The sequence below is a fragment of the Ruegeria sp. N10 genome, assembly GCF_056531545.1.
The window spans coordinates 29092-48113 of the sequence record NZ_JBQFLY010000012.1; the positions used below are offsets into that span (position 1 = coordinate 29092).

At 59.3% G+C, this 19022-nt stretch carries 22 protein-coding genes; 16 read left to right on the plus strand and 6 right to left on the minus strand.

Annotated features, from left to right (window positions below; all coding sequences use genetic code 11):
- Positions 1-8: 8 nt before the first annotated feature.
- The 7 genes from ACR0JI_RS15420 (at position 9) to ACR0JI_RS15450 (ending at position 7261) form a co-directional block, all read left to right on the plus strand.
- Positions 9-824, plus strand: a complete 816-nt coding sequence (locus ACR0JI_RS15420; protein ID WP_480495164.1) for a cytochrome c oxidase subunit 3 — start codon at positions 9-11, stop codon at positions 822-824.
- A 156-nt stretch (positions 825-980) separates the two neighbouring features.
- A complete protein-coding gene (locus tag ACR0JI_RS15425) occupies positions 981-1658 on the plus strand; it encodes an SURF1 family protein (RefSeq protein ID WP_480473693.1) in 678 nt (225 codons plus the stop codon).
- Positions 1655-3043, plus strand: a complete 1389-nt coding sequence (gene thrC / locus ACR0JI_RS15430) for a threonine synthase (RefSeq protein ID WP_480473692.1) — start codon at positions 1655-1657, stop codon at positions 3041-3043. Before ACR0JI_RS15425 ends, thrC begins: the two co-directional genes overlap by 4 nt.
- Positions 3040-4302, plus strand: coding sequence for a M16 family metallopeptidase (locus tag ACR0JI_RS15435; protein ID WP_480473691.1), 1263 nt, complete (start codon positions 3040-3042; stop codon positions 4300-4302). Before thrC ends, ACR0JI_RS15435 begins: the two co-directional genes overlap by 4 nt.
- Positions 4302-4886 carry a GNAT family N-acetyltransferase gene (locus ACR0JI_RS15440; protein ID WP_209505614.1) on the plus strand — a complete coding sequence of 195 codons (585 nt, stop codon included), beginning with the start codon at positions 4302-4304 and terminating at the stop codon, positions 4884-4886. The genes ACR0JI_RS15435 and ACR0JI_RS15440 overlap by 1 nt, the downstream gene beginning before the upstream one ends.
- 102 nt (positions 4887-4988) lie before the next feature.
- Positions 4989-5807 carry an MBL fold metallo-hydrolase gene (locus ACR0JI_RS15445; RefSeq protein WP_480495162.1) on the plus strand — a complete coding sequence of 273 codons (819 nt, stop codon included), beginning with the start codon at positions 4989-4991 and terminating at the stop codon, positions 5805-5807.
- Between the two features lie 38 nt (positions 5808-5845).
- On the plus strand, positions 5846-7261 hold the full coding sequence (locus tag ACR0JI_RS15450; protein ID WP_480473689.1) for an FAD-binding oxidoreductase: 1416 nt from the start codon (positions 5846-5848) through the stop codon (positions 7259-7261).
- Between the two features lie 42 nt (positions 7262-7303).
- Here the strand turns inward: ACR0JI_RS15450 and ACR0JI_RS15455 are convergent, their stop codons facing one another.
- Positions 7304-7843 carry an adenine phosphoribosyltransferase gene (locus tag ACR0JI_RS15455; protein ID WP_480473688.1) on the minus strand — a complete coding sequence of 180 codons (540 nt, stop codon included), beginning with the start codon at positions 7841-7843 and terminating at the stop codon, positions 7304-7306.
- Between the two features lie 325 nt (positions 7844-8168).
- On the opposite strand from ACR0JI_RS15455, the gene ACR0JI_RS15460 reads away from it, so the two are divergent.
- Positions 8169-8342, plus strand: coding sequence for a hypothetical protein (locus tag ACR0JI_RS15460; protein WP_209505622.1), 174 nt, complete (start codon positions 8169-8171; stop codon positions 8340-8342).
- An 8-nt stretch (positions 8343-8350) separates the two neighbouring features.
- Here ACR0JI_RS15460 and ACR0JI_RS15465 read toward each other — a convergent pair whose 3' ends face one another.
- Complete coding sequence (locus tag ACR0JI_RS15465) at positions 8351-8980, minus strand: LysE family translocator (protein WP_480495160.1); 630 nt, start codon at positions 8978-8980, stop codon at positions 8351-8353.
- Between the two features lie 182 nt (positions 8981-9162).
- Between ACR0JI_RS15465 and ACR0JI_RS15470 the strand changes: the two genes are divergently transcribed.
- Complete coding sequence (locus tag ACR0JI_RS15470) at positions 9163-10080, plus strand: alpha/beta hydrolase (RefSeq protein ID WP_480495158.1); 918 nt, start codon at positions 9163-9165, stop codon at positions 10078-10080.
- A gap of 2 nt (positions 10081-10082) precedes the next feature.
- On the opposite strand, the gene ACR0JI_RS15475 is transcribed toward ACR0JI_RS15470, so the two are convergent.
- Together ACR0JI_RS15475 and ACR0JI_RS15480 are read right to left on the minus strand one after the other, a co-directional pair.
- Positions 10083-10955 carry an S-methyl-5'-thioadenosine phosphorylase gene (locus tag ACR0JI_RS15475; RefSeq protein WP_480473683.1) on the minus strand — a complete coding sequence of 291 codons (873 nt, stop codon included), beginning with the start codon at positions 10953-10955 and terminating at the stop codon, positions 10083-10085.
- A 66-nt stretch (positions 10956-11021) separates the two neighbouring features.
- The gene (locus ACR0JI_RS15480; RefSeq protein WP_480473682.1) at positions 11022-11582 is read right to left on the minus strand and encodes an invasion associated locus B family protein; all 561 of its coding nucleotides are present in this window, start codon (positions 11580-11582) and stop codon (positions 11022-11024) included.
- Positions 11583-11747: 165 nt separating this feature from the next.
- Here ACR0JI_RS15480 and ACR0JI_RS15485 point away from each other — a divergent pair, with 165 nt between their 5' ends.
- Positions 11748-13382 carry a SulP family inorganic anion transporter gene (locus ACR0JI_RS15485; protein WP_480473680.1) on the plus strand — a complete coding sequence of 545 codons (1635 nt, stop codon included), beginning with the start codon at positions 11748-11750 and terminating at the stop codon, positions 13380-13382.
- 135 nt (positions 13383-13517) lie between these two features.
- Here the strand turns inward: ACR0JI_RS15485 and ACR0JI_RS15490 are convergent, their stop codons facing one another.
- On the minus strand, positions 13518-14123 hold the full coding sequence (locus tag ACR0JI_RS15490) for a flavin reductase family protein (protein WP_480495156.1): 606 nt from the start codon (positions 14121-14123) through the stop codon (positions 13518-13520).
- A gap of 72 nt (positions 14124-14195) precedes the next feature.
- Here ACR0JI_RS15490 and ACR0JI_RS15495 point away from each other — a divergent pair, with 72 nt between their 5' ends.
- From ACR0JI_RS15495 to ACR0JI_RS15515, 5 genes are all read left to right on the plus strand, one after another.
- Entirely contained in the window at positions 14196-14690 is a 495-nt protein-coding gene (locus ACR0JI_RS15495; RefSeq protein WP_480495154.1) for a GNAT family N-acetyltransferase, read from the plus strand.
- A 52-nt stretch (positions 14691-14742) separates the two neighbouring features.
- On the plus strand, positions 14743-15486 hold the full coding sequence (locus ACR0JI_RS15500; protein WP_480495152.1) for an EcsC family protein: 744 nt from the start codon (positions 14743-14745) through the stop codon (positions 15484-15486).
- A 248-nt stretch (positions 15487-15734) separates the two neighbouring features.
- A complete protein-coding gene (locus tag ACR0JI_RS15505) occupies positions 15735-16088 on the plus strand; it encodes an NUDIX hydrolase (RefSeq protein WP_480495150.1) in 354 nt (117 codons plus the stop codon).
- A 72-nt stretch (positions 16089-16160) separates the two neighbouring features.
- A complete protein-coding gene (locus tag ACR0JI_RS15510) occupies positions 16161-16616 on the plus strand; it encodes a DUF1178 family protein (protein WP_480473673.1) in 456 nt (151 codons plus the stop codon).
- A gap of 3 nt (positions 16617-16619) precedes the next feature.
- On the plus strand, positions 16620-17258 hold the full coding sequence (locus ACR0JI_RS15515; protein WP_480495148.1) for an SDR family NAD(P)-dependent oxidoreductase: 639 nt from the start codon (positions 16620-16622) through the stop codon (positions 17256-17258).
- Here the strand turns inward: ACR0JI_RS15515 and ACR0JI_RS15520 are convergent.
- Positions 17252-17608 (minus strand): hypothetical protein, encoded by a 357-nt coding sequence (locus ACR0JI_RS15520; RefSeq protein WP_480473671.1) that lies wholly within the window; start codon positions 17606-17608, stop codon positions 17252-17254. The genes ACR0JI_RS15515 and ACR0JI_RS15520 overlap by 7 nt on opposite strands.
- A 165-nt stretch (positions 17609-17773) precedes the next feature.
- Between ACR0JI_RS15520 and ACR0JI_RS15525 the strand changes: the two genes are divergently transcribed.
- Complete coding sequence (locus ACR0JI_RS15525; protein ID WP_480473670.1) at positions 17774-19012, plus strand: aspartate kinase; 1239 nt, start codon at positions 17774-17776, stop codon at positions 19010-19012.
- Positions 19013-19022: the final 10 nt, after the last annotated feature.

Genomic DNA, 19022 nt, shown 5'->3' on the forward strand with positions numbered 1-19022 from the left:
GGACGCTGATGGCACACGCTAAAAACCACGATTACCACATTCTGGCCCCGTCGATCTGGCCTCTGATCGGCGCCGTCGGCGGCTTTGTCATGCTGTTCGGAGCCGTTCTCTGGATGCAAGGCATCACGCCCTTCATGTTCTGGGCCGGTCTGGCAGCAGTGCTTTACACGATGTTCGCCTGGTGGTCGGATGTGGTCGCAGAAAGCCGTCAGGGCGATCACACGCCTGTTGTCCGCATCGGTCTGCGTTACGGCTTCATCCTGTTCGTCATGTCCGAGGTGATGTTCTTTTTCGCCTGGTTCTGGTCGTTCTTCAAACATCGCATGTATCCGATGTACGACTATGCAGGCACCGAATACATCCAGCCGGATATTCATGCCGTTGACCCGTTCCACTTGCCGCTGATCAACACTCTGGTCCTGTTGCTGTCAGGCTGTGCGATCACCTGGGCGCACCATGCACTGGTGCATGACAATGACCGCAAGGCGCTGATCAATGGTCTGGCCATTGGCATCGTGCTGGGCATCGCCTTTACCTTCTTGCAGGGCTATGAATACGCCGAACTGCTCATGCATGAAGGCTGGGAATTCGGCGGTGACCAGTTCTATTCCAACTTCTTCATGGCAACGGGTTTCCACGGCGCACATGTGATCATCGGGACGATCTTCCTGACCGTCTGCCTGATCCGCGCGCTGAAGGGTGACTTCACCCCGGAAAAACACGTCGGGTTCGAAGCTGCGGCTTGGTACTGGCACTTCGTTGATGTAGTCTGGCTGTTCCTGTTCTTTGCCGTCTACATCTGGGGTCAGGCTCCGCTGATGTAACGCCGATCAGACCGATCAGTTGCAAAAGCCGCCCCAAGGGGCGGCTTTTTCTCTATGCGGGGCGCAAGATTGCGCTCCATACAATTGCGTGGTTGCAATTCAGCCCGCACGCCCCTTAACAAGACGCCGGTTCCTGCAAAGAAGTTTGGTCCTGACATGCGCCGTATCCTGTTCCTGCTGATCTTCGGCCTCGCCGGTTTGGGCGTGCTGCTGTCGCTGGGCTTCTGGCAGGTGCAGCGCCTGGCATGGAAGCAGGACGTTCTGGCCGAGATCGAAGATCGGATCTCGGCCACGCCGGTTTCCCTGCCGCCGCAGGTTTCGGTGGATCAAGACAAATACCTGCCGGTAACTGCGTCGGGCGAGATGGAGCCTGCGGAGATCCATGTTCTTGTGTCGCTCAAACAGGTCGGTGCGGGGTATCGTATCATTCAGCCGTTCAATACCGAGGGCCGGACCATTCTGATTGACCGGGGGTTCATCCCGACCACGGCCAAACAGGCCGGGCGGCGCAACGGCCAAATGGAGATTACCGGCAATCTGCATTGGCCAGATGAAATCGACAGTTACACGCCCGCACCTGATCTTGATGCCAACATCTGGTTCGCCCGCGATGTGCCCGCGCTTGCGGCTGCACTGGGCGCGGAGCCGGTTCTGCTGATCGCCCGTTCGCAAACCGATCCGAATGTGACACCGCTGCCGGTGGACACGGCGGGCATACCAAACGATCACCTGCAATATGCAATCACCTGGTTTGGTCTGGCTCTGGTCTGGGCCGCGATGACTGGATACTTCCTGTGGCGCAGCCGTGCCAATTCTGAAAGTGACGCGACATGAAATATATCTCGACCCGAGGGCAGGCGCCCGAACTGACGTTTGAAGAGGCAATGTTGACCGGGCTTGCCCGCGACGGTGGCCTGTATCTGCCCGCCGAGATCCCGGTGATGTCGCAGGACGAGATCGCGGCGCTGGCTGGATTGCCCTACGAAGAAATCGCATTCCGCGTGATGTGGCCCTATGTCAGCGGCTCATTTGCCGAGGATGAGTTCAAGGCGATCATCGCCCGCGCTTACGAAGGCTTCGGCCACGATGCCCGCGCGCCATTGAAGCAGCTGAACGAGAACCACTTCCTGCTGGAACTGTTCCACGGCCCCACACTGGCCTTCAAGGACTTTGCCATGCAGCTGATCGGCCAGTTGTTCCAGGTGGCGCTGAAACGCCGTGGTGACCGTGTGACCATCGTCGGCGCGACCAGCGGGGATACCGGTTCAGCCGCGATCGAGGCGTTCCGCGGGCTGGACGCGGTGGATGTATTCATCCTGTTCCCGCATGGCCGCGTGTCCGAAGTGCAGCGCCGCCAGATGACCACGCCTGCGGACAGCAATGTACATGCTCTGGCCGTGGATGGCGATTTCGACGATTGCCAGGCAGCGCTGAAAGACATGTTCAACGATTTCGACTTCCGCGATGGAGTGAAACTGGCGGGTGTGAACTCGATCAACTTTGCCCGCGTCTTGGCGCAGATCGTCTATTACTTCTCGGCTGCCGTCAGCCTTGGCGCGCCGCATCGCAAGGTCAGCTTCACGGTGCCAACCGGCAACTTTGGTGACATCTTCGCGGGTTATCTGGCCAAGCGTATGGGGCTGCCGATTGACCGCCTTGTGGTGGCGACCAACCAGAACGACATTCTGCATCGCTGCCTGACAGGCGAGGGGTATTTCAAGGGTGAAACCATCCCTTCGATCAGCCCGTCGATGGATATTCAGGTCAGCTCGAATTTCGAACGCGCGCTCTATTATGCCTATGGCGAAGATGGCGGGGCCGTCGCACAATTGATGGATGAGCTGAAAAAGGGTGGTTTCAATATCAGCCAGGGTGCGATGGAAGCGCTGCGTGAGAATTTCGATTCGGGCCGTGTGTCCGAAGAGGAAACGTTGGCCACGATCAAATCCACGCTGGCGCACAGTGCCGAACTGGTCTGCCCGCACACCGCCGTGGGCATCAAGGTTGCCGAAGAGCACCGCGCGGCAGACGTTCCGATGATCACGCTGGCCACCGCGCACCCGGCGAAATTCCCGGCCGCGGTCGAGAAGGCGAGTGGCGAACATCCGCCTCTTCCCTCCCGCATGTCTGATCTGTATGAACGTCCGGAACGGGTGACCCGCATCGCCAATGATCTGGTTGCCCTTGAGGATCATATAAAAAGGCACATCGCTGAGTGACTGTCAGACAAGACCAACTGAAGAACGGGTTTCGTATCGTCAGTGAGCACATGCCGGGGCTGCAATCAGCGGCCATCGGCATCTGGGTAACCGCCGGTGGGCGGCATGAGCGGATCGAGCAGAACGGCATCGCGCATTTCCTTGAGCATATGGCGTTCAAGGGAACCGAGCGCCGTTCGGCCTTGCAGATTGCCGAGGCGATCGAGGATGTGGGCGGCTATATCAACGCCTATACCTCGCGCGAGGTGACGGCGTATTATGCACGCGTTCTGAAGGACGACGTAGCGCTGGCGATGGATGTCATCGGCGACATCGTTCTGAACCCGGTTTTCGATCCGCGCGAGATCGAGGTCGAGCGGGGCGTGATCCTTCAGGAAATCGGTCAGGCCCATGACACGCCCGACGATGTGATCTTTGACTGGCTGCAGGAGCAGAGCTATCACGACCAGCCCCTGGGCCGGACGATCCTGGGCCCAACGGAGCGGGTGAGTGCCTTCTCGCGTGAGGATCTGTCGGGCTTTGTGACGGAACATTATGGCCCCGAACAGATGATCCTGTCTGCAGCAGGTGCTGTGGATCACGATATGCTGATGAAACTGGCCGAAGAGATGTTTGGCCATCTGCAATCCCGTAAGGGTCTGATCCCCGAGGTTGCACGCTTTACCGGTGGCGAAGCCCGGCAGGTAAAAGAGCTGGAACAGGCGCATTTCGCTCTGGCGCTGGAAAGCCCCGGCTATCGCGACGATGCGATCTATACGGCGCAGATCTATTCGACCGCATTGGGCGGTGGCATGTCTTCGCGCCTGTTTCAGGAAGTGCGTGAAACACGTGGGCTGTGCTACACGATCTTTGCGCAGACCGGTGCCTATGCCGATACCGGAACAACCACGATCTATGCCGGAACCTCGGCCAATCAGGTGGCCGAGCTGGCGACGATCACGATCGATGAGATGAAGCGCGCCGCCGAGGACATGAGCCCCGAAGAGGTCGCCCGTGCCCGCGCCCAGATGAAGGCCGGGATGCTGATGGGGCTGGAAAGCCCGTCGAATCGGGCTGAGCGTCTGGCGCGGCTGGTGCAGATCTGGGGACGGGTACCTTCGCTGGAAGACACGGTCGCCAAGATCGATGCGGTCAGCACCGAAGACGTGCGCGCCTTTGCCGAAACCATGGCTGTTCAGGCCCCGGCGGCGCTGGCGCTTTACGGACCGGTCGCAGACGCACCGACATTGGCGGACTTGCAGGAGAGGCGTGCAGCGTGATGCTGTTGGGCAGACGCAAGCTGAAACTCGAGACCGCGCGGCTCAGCTTGCGCCCGCCTGTACATTCCGATTTCAATGATTGGGCAGCGTTGCGGCGCGCCTCAAAAGGTTACCTGACCCCGTGGGAGCCGATCTGGGCCAAGGATCACCTGAGCCGCAAATCCTTTACCAATCGGGTCTACTGGGCTCAGCGCTCGGTCGCGAGTGGTACAGCAATCCCGCTGTTCCTGTTTCGCCGTGAAGACAATGTGTTGGTCGGGGCGATCACGCTGGACAATATTCGGCGCGGCCCTGCGCAGGCCGGAACCCTGGGTTACTGGACCGGTGAATCCTTTGCCCGTCAGGGATACATGCGCGAAGCGATCGGCGCGATGGTGCATCACGCCTTTACCCGTCTGGATCTGAGCCGGATCGAAGCCGCGTGCCTGCCGGAAAACCGGGCGTCGCGCGGTTTGCTGGAAAGCTCAGGCTTCAAATATGAAGGCGTGGCGCAGTCATATCTACAGATCAACGGGCGATGGCGGACGCATGTTCTCTATGCCAGCCTGCGGTCCGACCGGCGTGGCAAGACAGACGCGGGCTAGGGGGCTCTGCCCCCGCCGCGGCAAGCCGCACCTCCCCCGGGATATTTTTGGCCAGATGAACAAGGGGCATGACTTGGTGGCGATCTGCGCTACACTTCGGGTATGCGCTGGTTGGTTGCAGCATTGATGGTGATTTCGGGCGGGGCCGTGGCGCAGGAGCGACGGCCGAGCCATTGTATCGCCATCGCCGACGCGGCGCCGGGGATCGAATATCTGCACAAAGCCGCGTGGCAGGACCCGGTACCGGAGTTTTCGGTGCGCATCAGCTATGTCGCGCATGCCGCCTTTATGATCCAGACCCGTGGCGGGTTGAATGTGGTGACCGATTTTACCGGGTTCATCGGGGGTGCCGATCTGATTCCCGATGTGGTGACGATGAACCATGCCCATGACACCCATTGGACGGCGCATCCCGACCCGGCGATCCCGCATGTCCTGCCAGGATGGGGAGAGTTCGGGCAGGGGATCGAACATTACCTGGATCTGGGCGAGATGCTGATACGCAATGTCCCGACCGATATCCGCTCGGCCTATGGCGGAGTTGAGGAGCGCGGCAACTCGATCTTCGTGTTCGAGGTCGAAGGTCTGTGCATCGGTCATTTGGGACATTTGCATCATGTACCTTCAGACGAACAGTTTGCTGCGCTGGGTCGGTTGGATGTGGTCATGGCCGCCGTCGATGGCGGAACAACCATGCCCTTGCCTGACATGATCTCGGTTCTGAAGCGGCTGAAAAGCTCGGTGATCATTCCGATGCACTGGTTCTCGGAGTTTTCGCTGGATCGCTTCCTCGTGGATATTCGGGATGAGTTCCCGGTTGAACGTGACGGCGTGTCCGAGATCACCGTCTCACTGCGTGACTTGCCGGACCGTCCAACGGTTGTCGTGCTGGAGCCGCGCTATCTGATTGATCTGGAATAAGGCTTGCCGTGGAGGAATCGGTTGGGCATTGAAAGCGTATGAGTTTGAACCCCGCTGATGACCGCATTGCCACGCTGATCCGCTCGAAACTGGGCGATCAGGTGTTGCGCCCGGTGGCCGACCGGTATCTGGAAGAGCCGCGCGGGCGATTTGCCGGACAGGCTGGCCTGCTGGCCTTGCCCCGCACAACCGAGGAGGTCTCGGTACTGGTGCAGGTGGCGTGCGGGGAGCGCGTTCCGGTGGTGCCTTATGGTGGTGGAACCGGTCTGGTCGGGGGGCAGGTGATGCCGCACGGGCCAGCGCCCCTTGTGATTTCGCTGGAACGGATGACAGCCATCCGGTCCGTCTATTCCACTGAAAATGTGCTGATTGCCGAGGCCGGCGCCATTTTGCAGGACGTCCAAGCCGCGGCTGAAGCGCAAGACCGCCTGTTTCCCTTGACACTGGCGGCGCAGGGATCCTGTCGGATCGGGGGCAACCTGTCCACCAATGCGGGAGGCGTCAACGTTTTGCGATATGGCAATGCGCGCGACCTGTGCCTTGGGCTCGAGGCCGTTCTGCCCAACGGTCAAATCTGGCACGGTCTCAGCCGGTTGCGAAAGGACAACACAGGCTATGACCTGCGCAACCTGCTGATCGGGGCAGAGGGTACGCTTGGGATCATCACTGCAGCTGCGCTCAAGCTGTTTCCCCGGCCTGCCGCGATCGGAACGGCGATGTTTCAGGTGGCGTCACCCGAAGCCGCCATTTCCCTGCTGGCCCTGGCGCGTGATCGCGTGGGCGAGGCTGTCAGCACTTTCGAACTGATCCACCAGCAAGGGTTAGAGTTCTTGTCCGAGGTTCTGCCGGACGTCCGGCAACCGTTTAAAACACCGCCAGAGTGGAGCGTTCTGATCGAGTTGGGGCTGGCCCCGGGGCAGTCTCTGTCCGACGCGCTGGAGGATATCTTTGTCCGCGCGCAAGCGCTTGGGCTGGTGCAGGATGGCGTGATTGCACAAAGCGAGGCGCAGCGCGGTGAGTTGTGGGCCGTGCGCGAGCGTATCCCCGAGGCCAACCGCCTGATCGGCTCGGTGTCGAGCCATGATATCTCGATCCCGATCTCAGGAATTCCGGATTTTGTGCGCCAAGGGGAAAAGGTGATTTCCGGTCTCGGGCCGTTCCGGATCAATTGCTTTGGCCATCTGGGGGATGGCAATCTGCATTACAATGTCTTTCCCCCCAAGGGGCAGCGCCGCGCGGAATTTGAAGGTCAGAGCGCCGTGGTCAAGCGGGCTGTACATGATCTGGTCCACGCCTTTGACGGTTCGGTCAGCGCGGAACATGGCGTGGGCCGCATGAAAACGGACGATCTGGAACGCTATGGCGATCCGGTAAAGCTGGATGCGATGCGGGCCATCAAAGCGGCGCTGGACCCCCATGGCATCATGAACCCCGGCGCGGTTCTGAAGGCGTGAACCTGGCCTTGACCCCTGTTTCACTATCCGAAGCTTGCCGCGTTAAAGCCCTTCGAATTCGCACAGGACATGCACGTCCATGCCCATATCTTCCAGTAGCTTGCGACCACCGAGGTCAGGCAGGTCGATAATGAACGCGCATGAGACGATCTCACCGCCCAAACGCTCGATCAGTTTGATGCCCGCCGCCGCAGTGCCGCCTGTGGCCAGCAGGTCGTCAACGACAAGGATTTTTTCGCCCGGTTGGATAGCGTCATCGTGGATCTCGACGATCGCTTCGCCATATTCCAGCTTGTAGTCCTGGCTGATCGTTGTGCCGGGCAGCTTGCCTTTCTTGCGGATCGGCACGAAACCCAGGCTCAGTTGATGCGCAATCGCACCCCCAAGGATAAAGCCCCGCGCCTCAAGACCGACAACCTTGTCGATGCGTTCCCCGGCATAGGGGTGCAGCATCTGGTCAATGGCCATCCGAAATCCGCGCGGGTCGGCAAACAGCGTCGTCACATCGCGAAACAGGATTCCTTCATGCGGGAAGTCGACAATCGTCCGGATGTAGTCTTTGACAGTCTTGTTCCTTGACATGAACCAACCTTTTTCCGCTTCAAATACCAAAACGTGTTTGGCCCAAGAGGGTTAGCCATGCAAGGAACAATTCATTCGCGCGATCACCAGCGGCGCTAAACCACAGCCTTGGGCAGCCCGTAATACCGGTGAAGTGTGACAGGTGGCAAAGACAAGTGCGGTTTACGCCAATTGCGTTGATTTCGCAAAAGAAAGGCTCGTGTGGTTCGAAGGTTCATTGCCATTTCCGTTCCGGTGCTGTTAAGTGCCAGATAACGACAATCACTATGCTATGTATACACAATGCATCGCCTAAAGTAACAAGCATTTACTAGGAGCAACGCGCGTGCCAAAGAAAGACGGCAAGGGATCGACGAAGAAAAACAGCCAGCTGGTTCTGCGCCTGGACAAGGATGAACGCGACGCGTTTGTCGAGTTGTGCAGGGAGCTGGATACGTCTGCGGCCCGCGAAATCCGCCGGTTTATCCGCGGGTTCATGAAGGAAAACGCCGAAAACTGAAAAAGGGATCAGGCCGGACGGCGTAGAACTGCCGTAACGACACCCATCCCGATCAGGCTCAGCCCGCCAAACCGCGTCATCCCGGTGATCACGCTGGCACGGCCAATCAGCCGCCGCAACCGGTCGGCCAGCAACGCATAAGCCAGGGCATTTAGCCAGGCCAGTCCGACGAAAGTGGCGATCAGGATGGCAAATTGCGGTCCCAGAGGTTCAGCCGGGCGCAGGAACTGTGGCACAAAGGCGATGAAAAAGGCGATGGATTTCGGGTTCAGCGCGGTCACGGCAGCGGCGTGCCCAAACACATTGCGTGCCGTCACATCGCGGTCGGTATCGACCGCGTTCAGTCCGCCGGACGGTGCGCTGCGCAGCAGTTTAATCCCAAGCCAGACCAGATAGGCCGCACCGACCCATTTGAGGACGGAAAACAAGGTGGCCGAGGCCAGAACAAGCGCGCCCAGTCCCAACAAAGATGCGGTCATCGCCACAAGATCCCCCACAGCGACCCCTGTGGCCGAGGCCACGGCAACACTGCGCCCTTTGGACAGCGCATAGCTCAGCACCAACAGCACGGTCGGCCCCGGGATCAGCAGCAAGGCGGTGGAGGCGGCAACAAAGGCCAGCCAGAGTTCAAGCGACATGGTGTCTCCTGTAAAGGTGTCGTCACACCAAGCCCTTGTATGATGCCAACGTCAAGCATCTGCCTTGATCGTTTGGCTGTTTTTGAGGCGACAAGATCGAGCACCTGTGCGTTTCTCGCATCTGAATCGCAAAGCTCATAGATTTAGGCAGTGTGACAAGGACTTGAAGTTTGGATGAAGCTTTGCTCATTCATCTTGAAACGGTCCTGAACCTGCCCAGACTAAAAGGCACAACATTGCAGGAGGCAAAGGTGCAGATCCAAAGTACAGATGTCAATTCGTTGAAGCGGATCAATCGCATCAAACGGTTGCTGCTTGGCCTCATGCTGGCCGGGGGCGTCGTGTATGGGATCATCGTTGGATACATGTACTTCAACCAGCAATCGCTGCTTTACAAGCCAGATGGTGAATTGCCTGATCCAGCCTCGGTTTCTTTGGCGGATATCGATGTGCTTTCACTGCCTATGTCCGATGGTACGGTTCTGACGGTTTGGGCCGCGCCGGCAGCCGTCGAAGGTGCCCCGACCGTATTGTTCTTTCACGGCCAGAGCGGCAATCTGAGCGACCGCGCGGCCCGATTTCAAGAGATACTGAACAGCGGCTACGGGCTTCTGGCGCCCAGCTTTCGCGGGTTTCCGGGAAGTACAGGCGCGCCGTCCCAAGCAGGTTTGATCTCGGACGGATTAGAGTTGTTTGACCATTTGCGTAGGGCCGGAGAGCCAGTTGTTCTACACGGCCAAAGCCTTGGTACAGGAGTGGCTGCGGCGGTTGCGGCGCAACGGCCCGAGGCCGAGATGCTGGTGCTGGAAGCGCCATTTACTGCGACTGTGGATGTGGCGGCTGAACGCTATCCTTGGTTGCCCGTAGCGTCACTGATGCGCGACCAGTTTGCCACCCGCGACATCATCGGGACAATCGAGATGCCGACGTTGATCTTCCACGGCACAGATGATCAAACCGTTCCAGCGCATCACGGCGCGCGCCTTGCCGAGATGGGCGGTGAGAGGGTCGAGTTTTTCTCGATTCCCGGCGGAACCCACAACGACTTGTGGTCATACGGCCTGTGGCAGACCGTTCAAGACCGCCTGCCACAGAACTGATTTCAGAGAATTCGCCCGGCCACCGCGTCCAGTTTGGCCAGCAGCGCCGGATCGCGCTTTTCGGGCGCGGTGAGGATGGCATATTCCAGCGCCCGGTCACAGCCATGCGGGCAGGGCGCGCGGTCAGCCCCCAACAGGGCGGGAAGGCCCATGACCAGTGCACGGCCCTTGTCGGCATTGCCGGTCAGGGTCGCAATGATGGTGGTCACATCCACCTCACCATGTTCCGGGTGCCAGCTGTCAAAATCGGTGACCATCGCGATAGAGGCATAACAAAGCTCAGCTTCGCGGGCGAGCTTGGCTTCGGGCATGTTGGTCATGCCGATCACGTCGCAGCCCCATTGCTCGCGATACATCTTCGATTCCGCAAGAGAAGAAAACTGCGGCCCTTCCATCGCCAGATAGGTGCCGCCGCGATGGATCGTGATACCGGCAGCCTTGCCCGCGGTCTCACAGGCGTCCGACAGGCGCGGGCAGGTCGGATGCGCAACACTGACATGGGCGACGCAGCCTGTTCCGAAAAAGCTCTTGTCGCGCGCAAATGTCCGGTCGATGAACTGATCGACGATGACAAAATCGCCCGGTGCCATGTGTTCGCGAAACGACCCGCAGGCCGAGACCGATATCACATCCGTCACACCAAGCCGTTTCAGCGCGTCGATATTGGCGCGATAGGGCACATCGGTGGGCGAATGCACATGCCCGCGCCCATGGCGCGGCAGAAAGGCCATCGCGACACCGTCCAGCGACCCGGTCAGGATCTGATCCGAAGGTGCCCCCCAAGGGGTATCGACACTGACCCAGTCCGCATTTTCCAGCCCATCGATGTCATAGATGCCTGATCCGCCGATAACGGCAATCCTGGTTTGGGTCACTGTCCTGCTCCGCCTGAGATACTGATATTGAGTTTGTGCGGGTTCGACCCGAAATTGACAAGAGGTCTATTCCTGTTTTGCCAGCAGGTTACGCTGTTGAGATTGCGTGTTGAAATCCGTCCAGGCGGCTCCAAACTCATCCAGAGGCCACGTCAGGTCTTGCGATTGACCATGCCTGTCACGAAACTCAAAACGATACGCATCCCCGTTCAGCATGGCATCCAGCAGGCCGTCGGCGCGATGATCTTCGAACGTACAGCTTAACCCTGTCAGGCAACCGGGACGCCGCGTGCGCCAGATCACATCCTGATCTTTCTCTATGCGGAATCCAGAAGGGTTGAAGAATGTACCCGGCTCAATTCCAAACTCGATTTTGAATCCATCTGGCTCAGGTGTGATGAACATGAACTGCGCCGCAAATTTCGGACGCAAGGAAAACACCTCAGCGCGCCTTATGTAACAGCGCTGCACCAAAGCACCGGCTTCTTCACGCTCGTCACAAATCGAATTCCAGATGCCGAAAATTTCATGGTGCGTGACACGCCAGTTTCCGGCGGTGTCATTCCCTTGCAAATCCTGTGCAAAGGCGGGCAGGGCCGATAGAAATATGAGGGCAATCCAACGCATGAACTCACATTTGGGTGCTTGATCCGGGTGCCGCAAATCACGTTGCCGAGAGGCAAGTTATGCGCTGTGCGCATGGCTGCATCCCACCTCCTGCGGTGGCTTAACAGCGGCGCGCCCGCTACAACGACCCCTTCGCGCGAACATAATATCCTATAGGACTGTCCAATGCCCCGAGCCTTGCTGGCAAGTTTTGCCAACCGTATCGCCATACCCGATCTGCGCTGGGTGCCGGATGAGGGGCTGACCTTCTCTCGCCTGCGGATCGAGCTGCTGTCCGGCTTGACCGTGGCCCTCGCACTGGTGCCCGAGGCCGTGGCCTTTGCTTTTGTGGCAGGCGTGCATCCGCTGGTGGGCCTCTATGCCGCGTTCATTGTGGGGCTCATCACCGCGTTGATCGGCGGGCGACCCGGCATGATCTCGGGAGCGACGGGCGCGCTGGCGGTCGTCATGGTGGCTTTGGTGGCCGAACATGGGGTCGAATACCTGTTCGCGACGGTGGTTCTGATGGGGATCCTCCAGGTTATCGCCGGGGCGATGCACTGGGGCCGCTTCATCCGACTGGTGCCGCACCCGGTGATGCTGGGCTTTGTGAATGGCTTGGCCATCGTGATCTTTCTGGCCCAGATGGGCCAGTTCAAGGTGCCGGGTACCATGGAAAACACCGGTCACGGCATGGGTGGTGGAGAATGGCTCTCGGGTGCGCAGCTATACACCATGCTAGGCCTTGTGGCACTGACAATGGCGGTGATCTGGGTGGTGCCGCGCATCACGCGTCTCATTCCAGCACCTTTGGCCGGTATTCTGGTTGTCGCTGCGCTGGTGATCGGTCTGGGGCTGGATGTCCCGCGCGTCGGTGATCTGGCCTCGATCGAAGGTGGCCTGCCTGCCTTCCACATCCCGATGGTTCCGCTGAACTGGGGCACGCTTGAGATCATCCTGCCCTACGCCGTCATTCTGGCTGCGATTGGCCTGATCGAATCCCTGCTGACCCTGAACCTTGTGGGCGAGATCACCGGCAAGCGCGGCGGGGCTTCTCAGGAATGTATCGCGCAAGGTGCGTCGAATATCGTGACCGGCTTTTTCGGTGGCATGGGTGGCTGCGCGATGATCGGTCAGTCGATGATCAACGTGAAATCCGGTGGCCGGACCCGCATCGCGGGGATCGCTGCGGCGCTGTTTCTGCTGACCTTCATCTTGTTTGCCTCACCGCTGATCGAACAGATCCCGCTGGCCGCGCTGGTTGGGGTGATGTTCATGGTGGTGATCGGCACCTTTGCGTGGAACTCGTTCAAGATCCTGCGCAAGGTTCCACTGACCGACGCCTTTGTCATCGTTCTGGTCACTGTCGTGACGGTGATGGAAGACCTCGCGGTGGCGGTTGTTGTCGGCGTCATTGTCTCGGCTCTGGCCTATGCTTGGAACAACGCCAAGCGCATCCACGCGGTCACCCGCGACTCGGCGACCGAAAAAGGGGCGAAGGTCTATGAAATCCAGGGACCGCTGTTCTTTGGGTCATCGGATGGCTTTATCGAACTTTTCGATGTGCCGAATGACCCGGAAACCGTCATCGTCGATTTCGCTGAAAGCCGTGTGGTGGACCAGTCGGCATTGCAAGCCATCGAAAACATCGCGGCCAAATACGAGGCCGCGGGTAAACGCGTCATGCTGCGCCACCTGAGCCGGGATTGCCACAAGCTGTTGAACAAGGCAGGCCACCTGATGGTCGACAGTGATGATGACCCGGATTATGAACTTGCCGTCGATTATTCGGTCCGTACCGGCATTCTGGGCGGCCACTGATCCTTTTGCGAGGCTCTGCCTCGCGCTCCGGGATATTTGAAGCCAGATGAATGAAGGATCCCTGCTTCATCTGGCCAAAAAATATCCCGGGGGAGCCGCCCGGAACGGGCGGTGGGGGCAGAGCCCCCGACAACCTCAATCATCCGGGCGATTGAGCGAGAACAGCTCGGACACGACCGAATAGTCCCGGTATCCAAGCCGCGCCAGAGGTTTGAACGAGGTTACGTCGAACTTGCCCTCCCGGATGTGGTCGTCGAGCAGATGCACGCCTGTCACTTCGCCAAACACGACGCGGTTGGCCGCGCCGGGCAGGGTCACGATCTGGGTGAGCTTGCATTCCAACGCCGCCGGGGCACCTTGTACACGGGCACAGGGGATGGTTTCGCATTCGACCGGTGTTAATCCGGCATGGGCAAACTCGTCCACCTCCTTCGGAAGGCTGGCCGAGCTGGCGTTCATGGCATCCTGATGCGCATTGGCCACTACATTCACGCAGAATACGCCAGTCGCCTCGATATTGGCGATACTGTCCTTGCCGCCGACCTGATCGTGTTTCGTGCCGGTTGTGGCAAACATCACTTGCGGTGGTGTGTAAGCAACCCCGTTGAAAAAGGAATAGGGTGCCAGATTGTTGATCCCATCCGCATCACGTGTCGAGATCCAGCCGATCGGGCGTGGCGTGATAATAGCGTTGAACGGGTTGTGCGGCAGGCCGTGGCCGTCTTCTGGGCGGTAGAACATCATTTCTCCAAGCGTTTGCCCAAGGCGTAACGAAGTGCTAGGGCGATTTCCAGCAAGGAAAAGAGGGCAAACGTGCAGCAATTCGGGATTAGGCCGGAAGAGCCGGACGATTGGTGGGAGGTCGAGGCCCTATACGATCTGTGCTTTGCGCCGGGCCGTGAGGCGTTGTCGTCCTACCGGTTGCGCGATGATGTGCCGCCGGTTGCGGGCTTGTCTTTGGTCGCGCGCGACGGTCAGAGTATCTTGGCTGGGGCGATCCGCTTTTGGCCGGTCCATGTCGGCGAACACGATGCATTGTTGCTGGGGCCCGTTGCCGTGCACCCTACCCATCAGGGCGAGGGTCTGGGCGGATATCTGATCCATGCCGGTGTTGAAGCCGGGCGAAAACGCGGGTGGCAGCGGGTCATGCTGGTCGGTGACGAACCCTATTACAGGCGATTTGGTTTTGCGCGGCTGCAAGGTGTTGAGATGCCGCCGCCCACCAACCCGGACCGAGTGCTGGGGCTGGAACTGACGCCCGGGGTCTGGTCCGGAGTTCATGGGGCCGTCACTCGCTGGACCCGCTGACCTATTGAATCGACACGGCTCAACGCCGATGTTGATAGGCAGGAGGACGCACATGCAGAACGTGGTTCTTGTCGAAAACGTGGATGCCGAGGCTGAACTGGATCGTTTGGCGGGTTATTACCGATCTGCCGGAGGGGCCGGTGTCAAACTGCTGAACAAGCTGGGCGGATCAGCCGAGTCACTGCTCGAGCAATTGCCCGAACCGGTTCGGAACGGCCTGACAGGGGCTACCGAGCAGGCGTTGTGGTTTGCGATGCACGCGGCTCAGGGGTCCCGGCTTGCGATTCCTGATCAGCAGCCCTGGGTCAATACCGCGCTTACCACGGCCATGGGTGCGGCCGGTGGGCTGGGCGGTGTATCAACAGCCCTGATGGAGCTGCCTGCAACAACCGCCATGCTGCTGCGTGCCATTCAGGGGGCGGCCGCGCGTGAAGGTTTCGACCCGTCCGCCGAGAACGTAAAGTTCGACTGCGTGCGGGTTTTGTCCGCATCGGGCCCGCTGTCGCATGATGACGGAGCGGATTTCGGCTTTTTCTCGGTGCGCCTGACACTGACCGGTCCGGCCATGCAGCGTCTGATTGCTGCTGTGGCACCACGCTTTTCGATCGTGCTGGGGCAAAAACTGGCGGCACAGTCCGTCCCGGTGCTCGGCGCATTGGCTGGTGGTGGAACGAACTATGTCTATTCGCGCTATTACCAGCAGATCGCGCGTGTGCATTTCGGCCTGCGAAGACTGGCGGTTGACGCCGATATCTCGCATGACGAGCTGGTGAAGCAGCTGTCAGCCCGCATGTGATCAACAAATGCTCCGTCACGCCAGACTTGGCGGACACCACTTCATATGGTAGTTTTTCAAGGGGTGGGCGCTAAATAGGCGTGTCATACGCGCCTATAAGGCCAACGGGTCCGTTGCCCGAACAAAAGGTGCGTCGCGCAATGAATGCAAGACCGGTGCCGCGTGTATTGACTGAGACTGCGGAACACCCTGTTTTGCGGCAATCCTCTGCCCTGTGTTATCGGATCCGGCATGGCCAGCCAGAGGTTTTGCTGATCACGACGCGCCGGGCCCAGCGCTGGATTATCCCCAAGGGGTGGCTCATCCCCGGGCTGACCCCATCAGAAACCGCAGTGCAGGAAGCTTGGGAAGAAGCGGGCGTGATGGGGCGATGCAGCACAGCAAGGCTGGGGCAGTTTTTGCACCTGAAGCATCGCCAAAATCAGCCCCCGACCTTGATACTGGTTGATGTTTTTGCGCTGCATGTACAGGTTATGTCGCAGGATTTCCCTGAACAGCACGAGCGCAGGCGCAAGTGGTTTGCGCCTAAAAAGGCAGCTCAAAAGGTCGGATCACCCGAGCTAGCCGATTTGTTACGCGACTTTAAGACATATACACATTAAGATAGCTCCAGAGAGGCTTGATATTGTCAGTCTGGTCGGTATCTATTCGCCAATCGCAATTTTGGACTGAACATGATTCAATACGCGTTGAAATGCAGTGAAGGCCACACATTCGACAGCTGGTTTCAATCCGCAGAAGCCTTTGACAAGCTGGCCTCTGCCAGGATGGTGACCTGCGCGATCTGCGGATGTACGCAGGTTGCGAAGGCGATCATGACACCGCGTGTCCGTCCGGCCCGGAATGCGCAGGGAAAACCTGAAAACGCGCCTGCATCCAATGAACAGATCAACGTCGCCACCCCTTCGCCTGAGATCGCGAAGGTTCTGGCCGAGTTGCGCCGCCATGTGGAAAAGAACTCGGACTACGTTGGCAAGGATTTTGCAAGCGAGGCGCGCAAGATGCATCTGGGAGAGGCGCCAGAGCGTTCGATCTATGGTGAAGCCAGACCGGATGAAGCGAAATCGCTGATCGAAGATGGCGTGCCGGTGGCACCGCTGCCGTTTTTGCCCAGCAGAAAGACCAACTGATCCATGCATGTTGTGATCACCGGTGCCAATCGCGGTATCGGCCGCGCCCTTGCCACGCGCTACGACACCCGCGGTGACGCGGTCACCGGAACCGCGCGCGATGGCAGCGCGCAGGTGCGTCTGGACGTGGCGGCCCCTGCCCAACAGGCGGCAATGGCCGAACAGCTGAAAGGCCAGCCCGTTGATCTGCTGGTCTGCAATGCCGGGGTCTATCTGGACAAGGGGCACACGATCGACGGCTACCCCGCCGAAATGTGGGCGCAAAGCTTTGCCACCAACGTGACCGGCGTTTTCCTGACCGTTCAGGCCTTGTTGCCCAATCTGCGTGCCGCAGGCGGCAAGGTCGCGATCATCTCGTCGCAGATGGCGTCTCATACGCGGGCACCGGGGGGCAGCTATATCTACCGTGCCTCCAAGGCGGCGGCGCTGAATCTGGGGCGGAACCTTGCAACGGATCTGAAAGCCGAGGGGATCGCCGTGGGCATCTATCATCCGGGCTGGGTACAAACCGACATGGGCGGCGCGGCCGCCGATATTGATGTCGATCAGGCTGTTTCGGGCCTGATGGAACGCTTTGAGGCCCTGTCGATCAGTTCAACCGGCTGTTTCGAAACCTATGACGGGCAGGCGCACGCTTACTGACGGGACAGTGCCGCTTTGGGAATTTCATAGACTTCACCGGGTTCAATATAGATAACCATCAAATCACCGCGCGTTTCATACGACATCTTCGAGGTGGAACTGCTGGAGTCTGGCACGCCTTCCTTGAAATAGATGCGGCGCACCTCTCCTCCACCAAGAGCAACCGCAAGCGTTATCGTGCCGTCGTCATGGCGGCGCAGTTCCGCATTGCAGCTTTGCATCGGGTCACCGGCATTTGCGGCGCAGGGCACTTTGCCCAGTGCATTCTTTCCGTCCGTTCCGGCCACACTGGCAACCTGGGCCAGTACAGGCGACGACAACAAAGTAACGGCAAGGGCTAGGCGAAACATGGGGAACCTCTTGATTTGGTTGTTACTCGCAGGCTGACACCGCACCTGCGCAATGTAAAGCGGCCCTGTGCCACAGGCGGGTCCTGTTTGCGCTCTTGCTCTTGGGGTGCCCCTCGCTTATGAGGCTCGGGACCTCTAATCCAAGGCGCGGAGACATTTGCCCCCATGCCCGTACTCGTTATGAAATTCGGCGGCACTTCGGTCGCCAACCTGGACCGCATCCGCCGCGCTGCCAAGCGTGTTGGTGTTGAAGTTGCCAAGGGCTATGACGTGATCGTCATCGTCTCGGCCATGTCGGGCAAGACCAACGAGCTGGTGGGCTGGGTGAACGAGACGTCGCCGCTTTTTGATGCACGCGAATACGATGCTGTTGTATCTTCGGGCGAAAATGTCACCGCTGGCCTGATGGCTCTGACATTGCAGGAAATGGACGTTCCGGCGCGCAGCTGGCAGGGCTGGCAAGTGCCGCTGCTGACAACCAGTGCGCACAGCCAGGCGCGGATCGAAGACATCCCGACCACAAACATCAACCAGAAATTCGGCGAAGGCATGAAAGTGGCCGTTGTGGCCGGGTTTCAGGGGCTCAGCCCCGAAGGCCGCATCACAACGCTGGGCCGGGGTGGCTCGGACACCACTGCCGTGGCTTTTGCCGCGGCGTTTGGTGCGGAACGCTGCGACATCTATACCGACGTGGATGGTGTCTATACCACCGATCCGCGCATCTGCGAAAAGGCCCGCAAGCTGCACAGGATCTCGTTCGAGGAAATGCTCGAACTGGCGTCGCTGGGCGCCAAGGTGCTGCAGACCCGCTCGGTCGAGCTGGCAATGCGCTACAAGGTGAAACTGCGCGTTCTTTCAAGTTTCGAAGAACAATCCGACGAGGCCGGTACGCTGGTCGTTGACGAGGAGGATATCATGGAATCCAATGTTGTGGCCGGTGTGGCCTATTCCCGTGACGAGGCCAAGATGACCGTCGTTTCGGTGGCGGACCGTCCCGGTATCGCCTCGACCATCTTCACCGCGCTCAGCGATGAGGGCGTCAATGTCGACATGATCGTGCAGAACATCTCGGACGAGGGACGCACGGACATGACCTTCTCGTGCCCCACCGATCAGGTGGTCCGTGCCGAAAAAGCGCTGCTGGCGATCAAGGACAAGGGCGAGCTCAACTATGCCGAACTGGTCGCCGATACCGGTGTCTGCAAGGTTTCGGTGGTGGGAATCGGTATGCGCTCGCAATCGGGTGTTGCGGCCAAAATGTTCAAGGTACTCTCGGATGAGGGGATCAACATCAAGGTCATCACAACCTCCGAGATCAAAATTTCCGTTCTTATCGACAGGAAATACATGGAACTTGCCGTTCAGGCACTGCATGATGCCTTTGAACTGGACAAGGCGGCCTGAGCTGATCGGC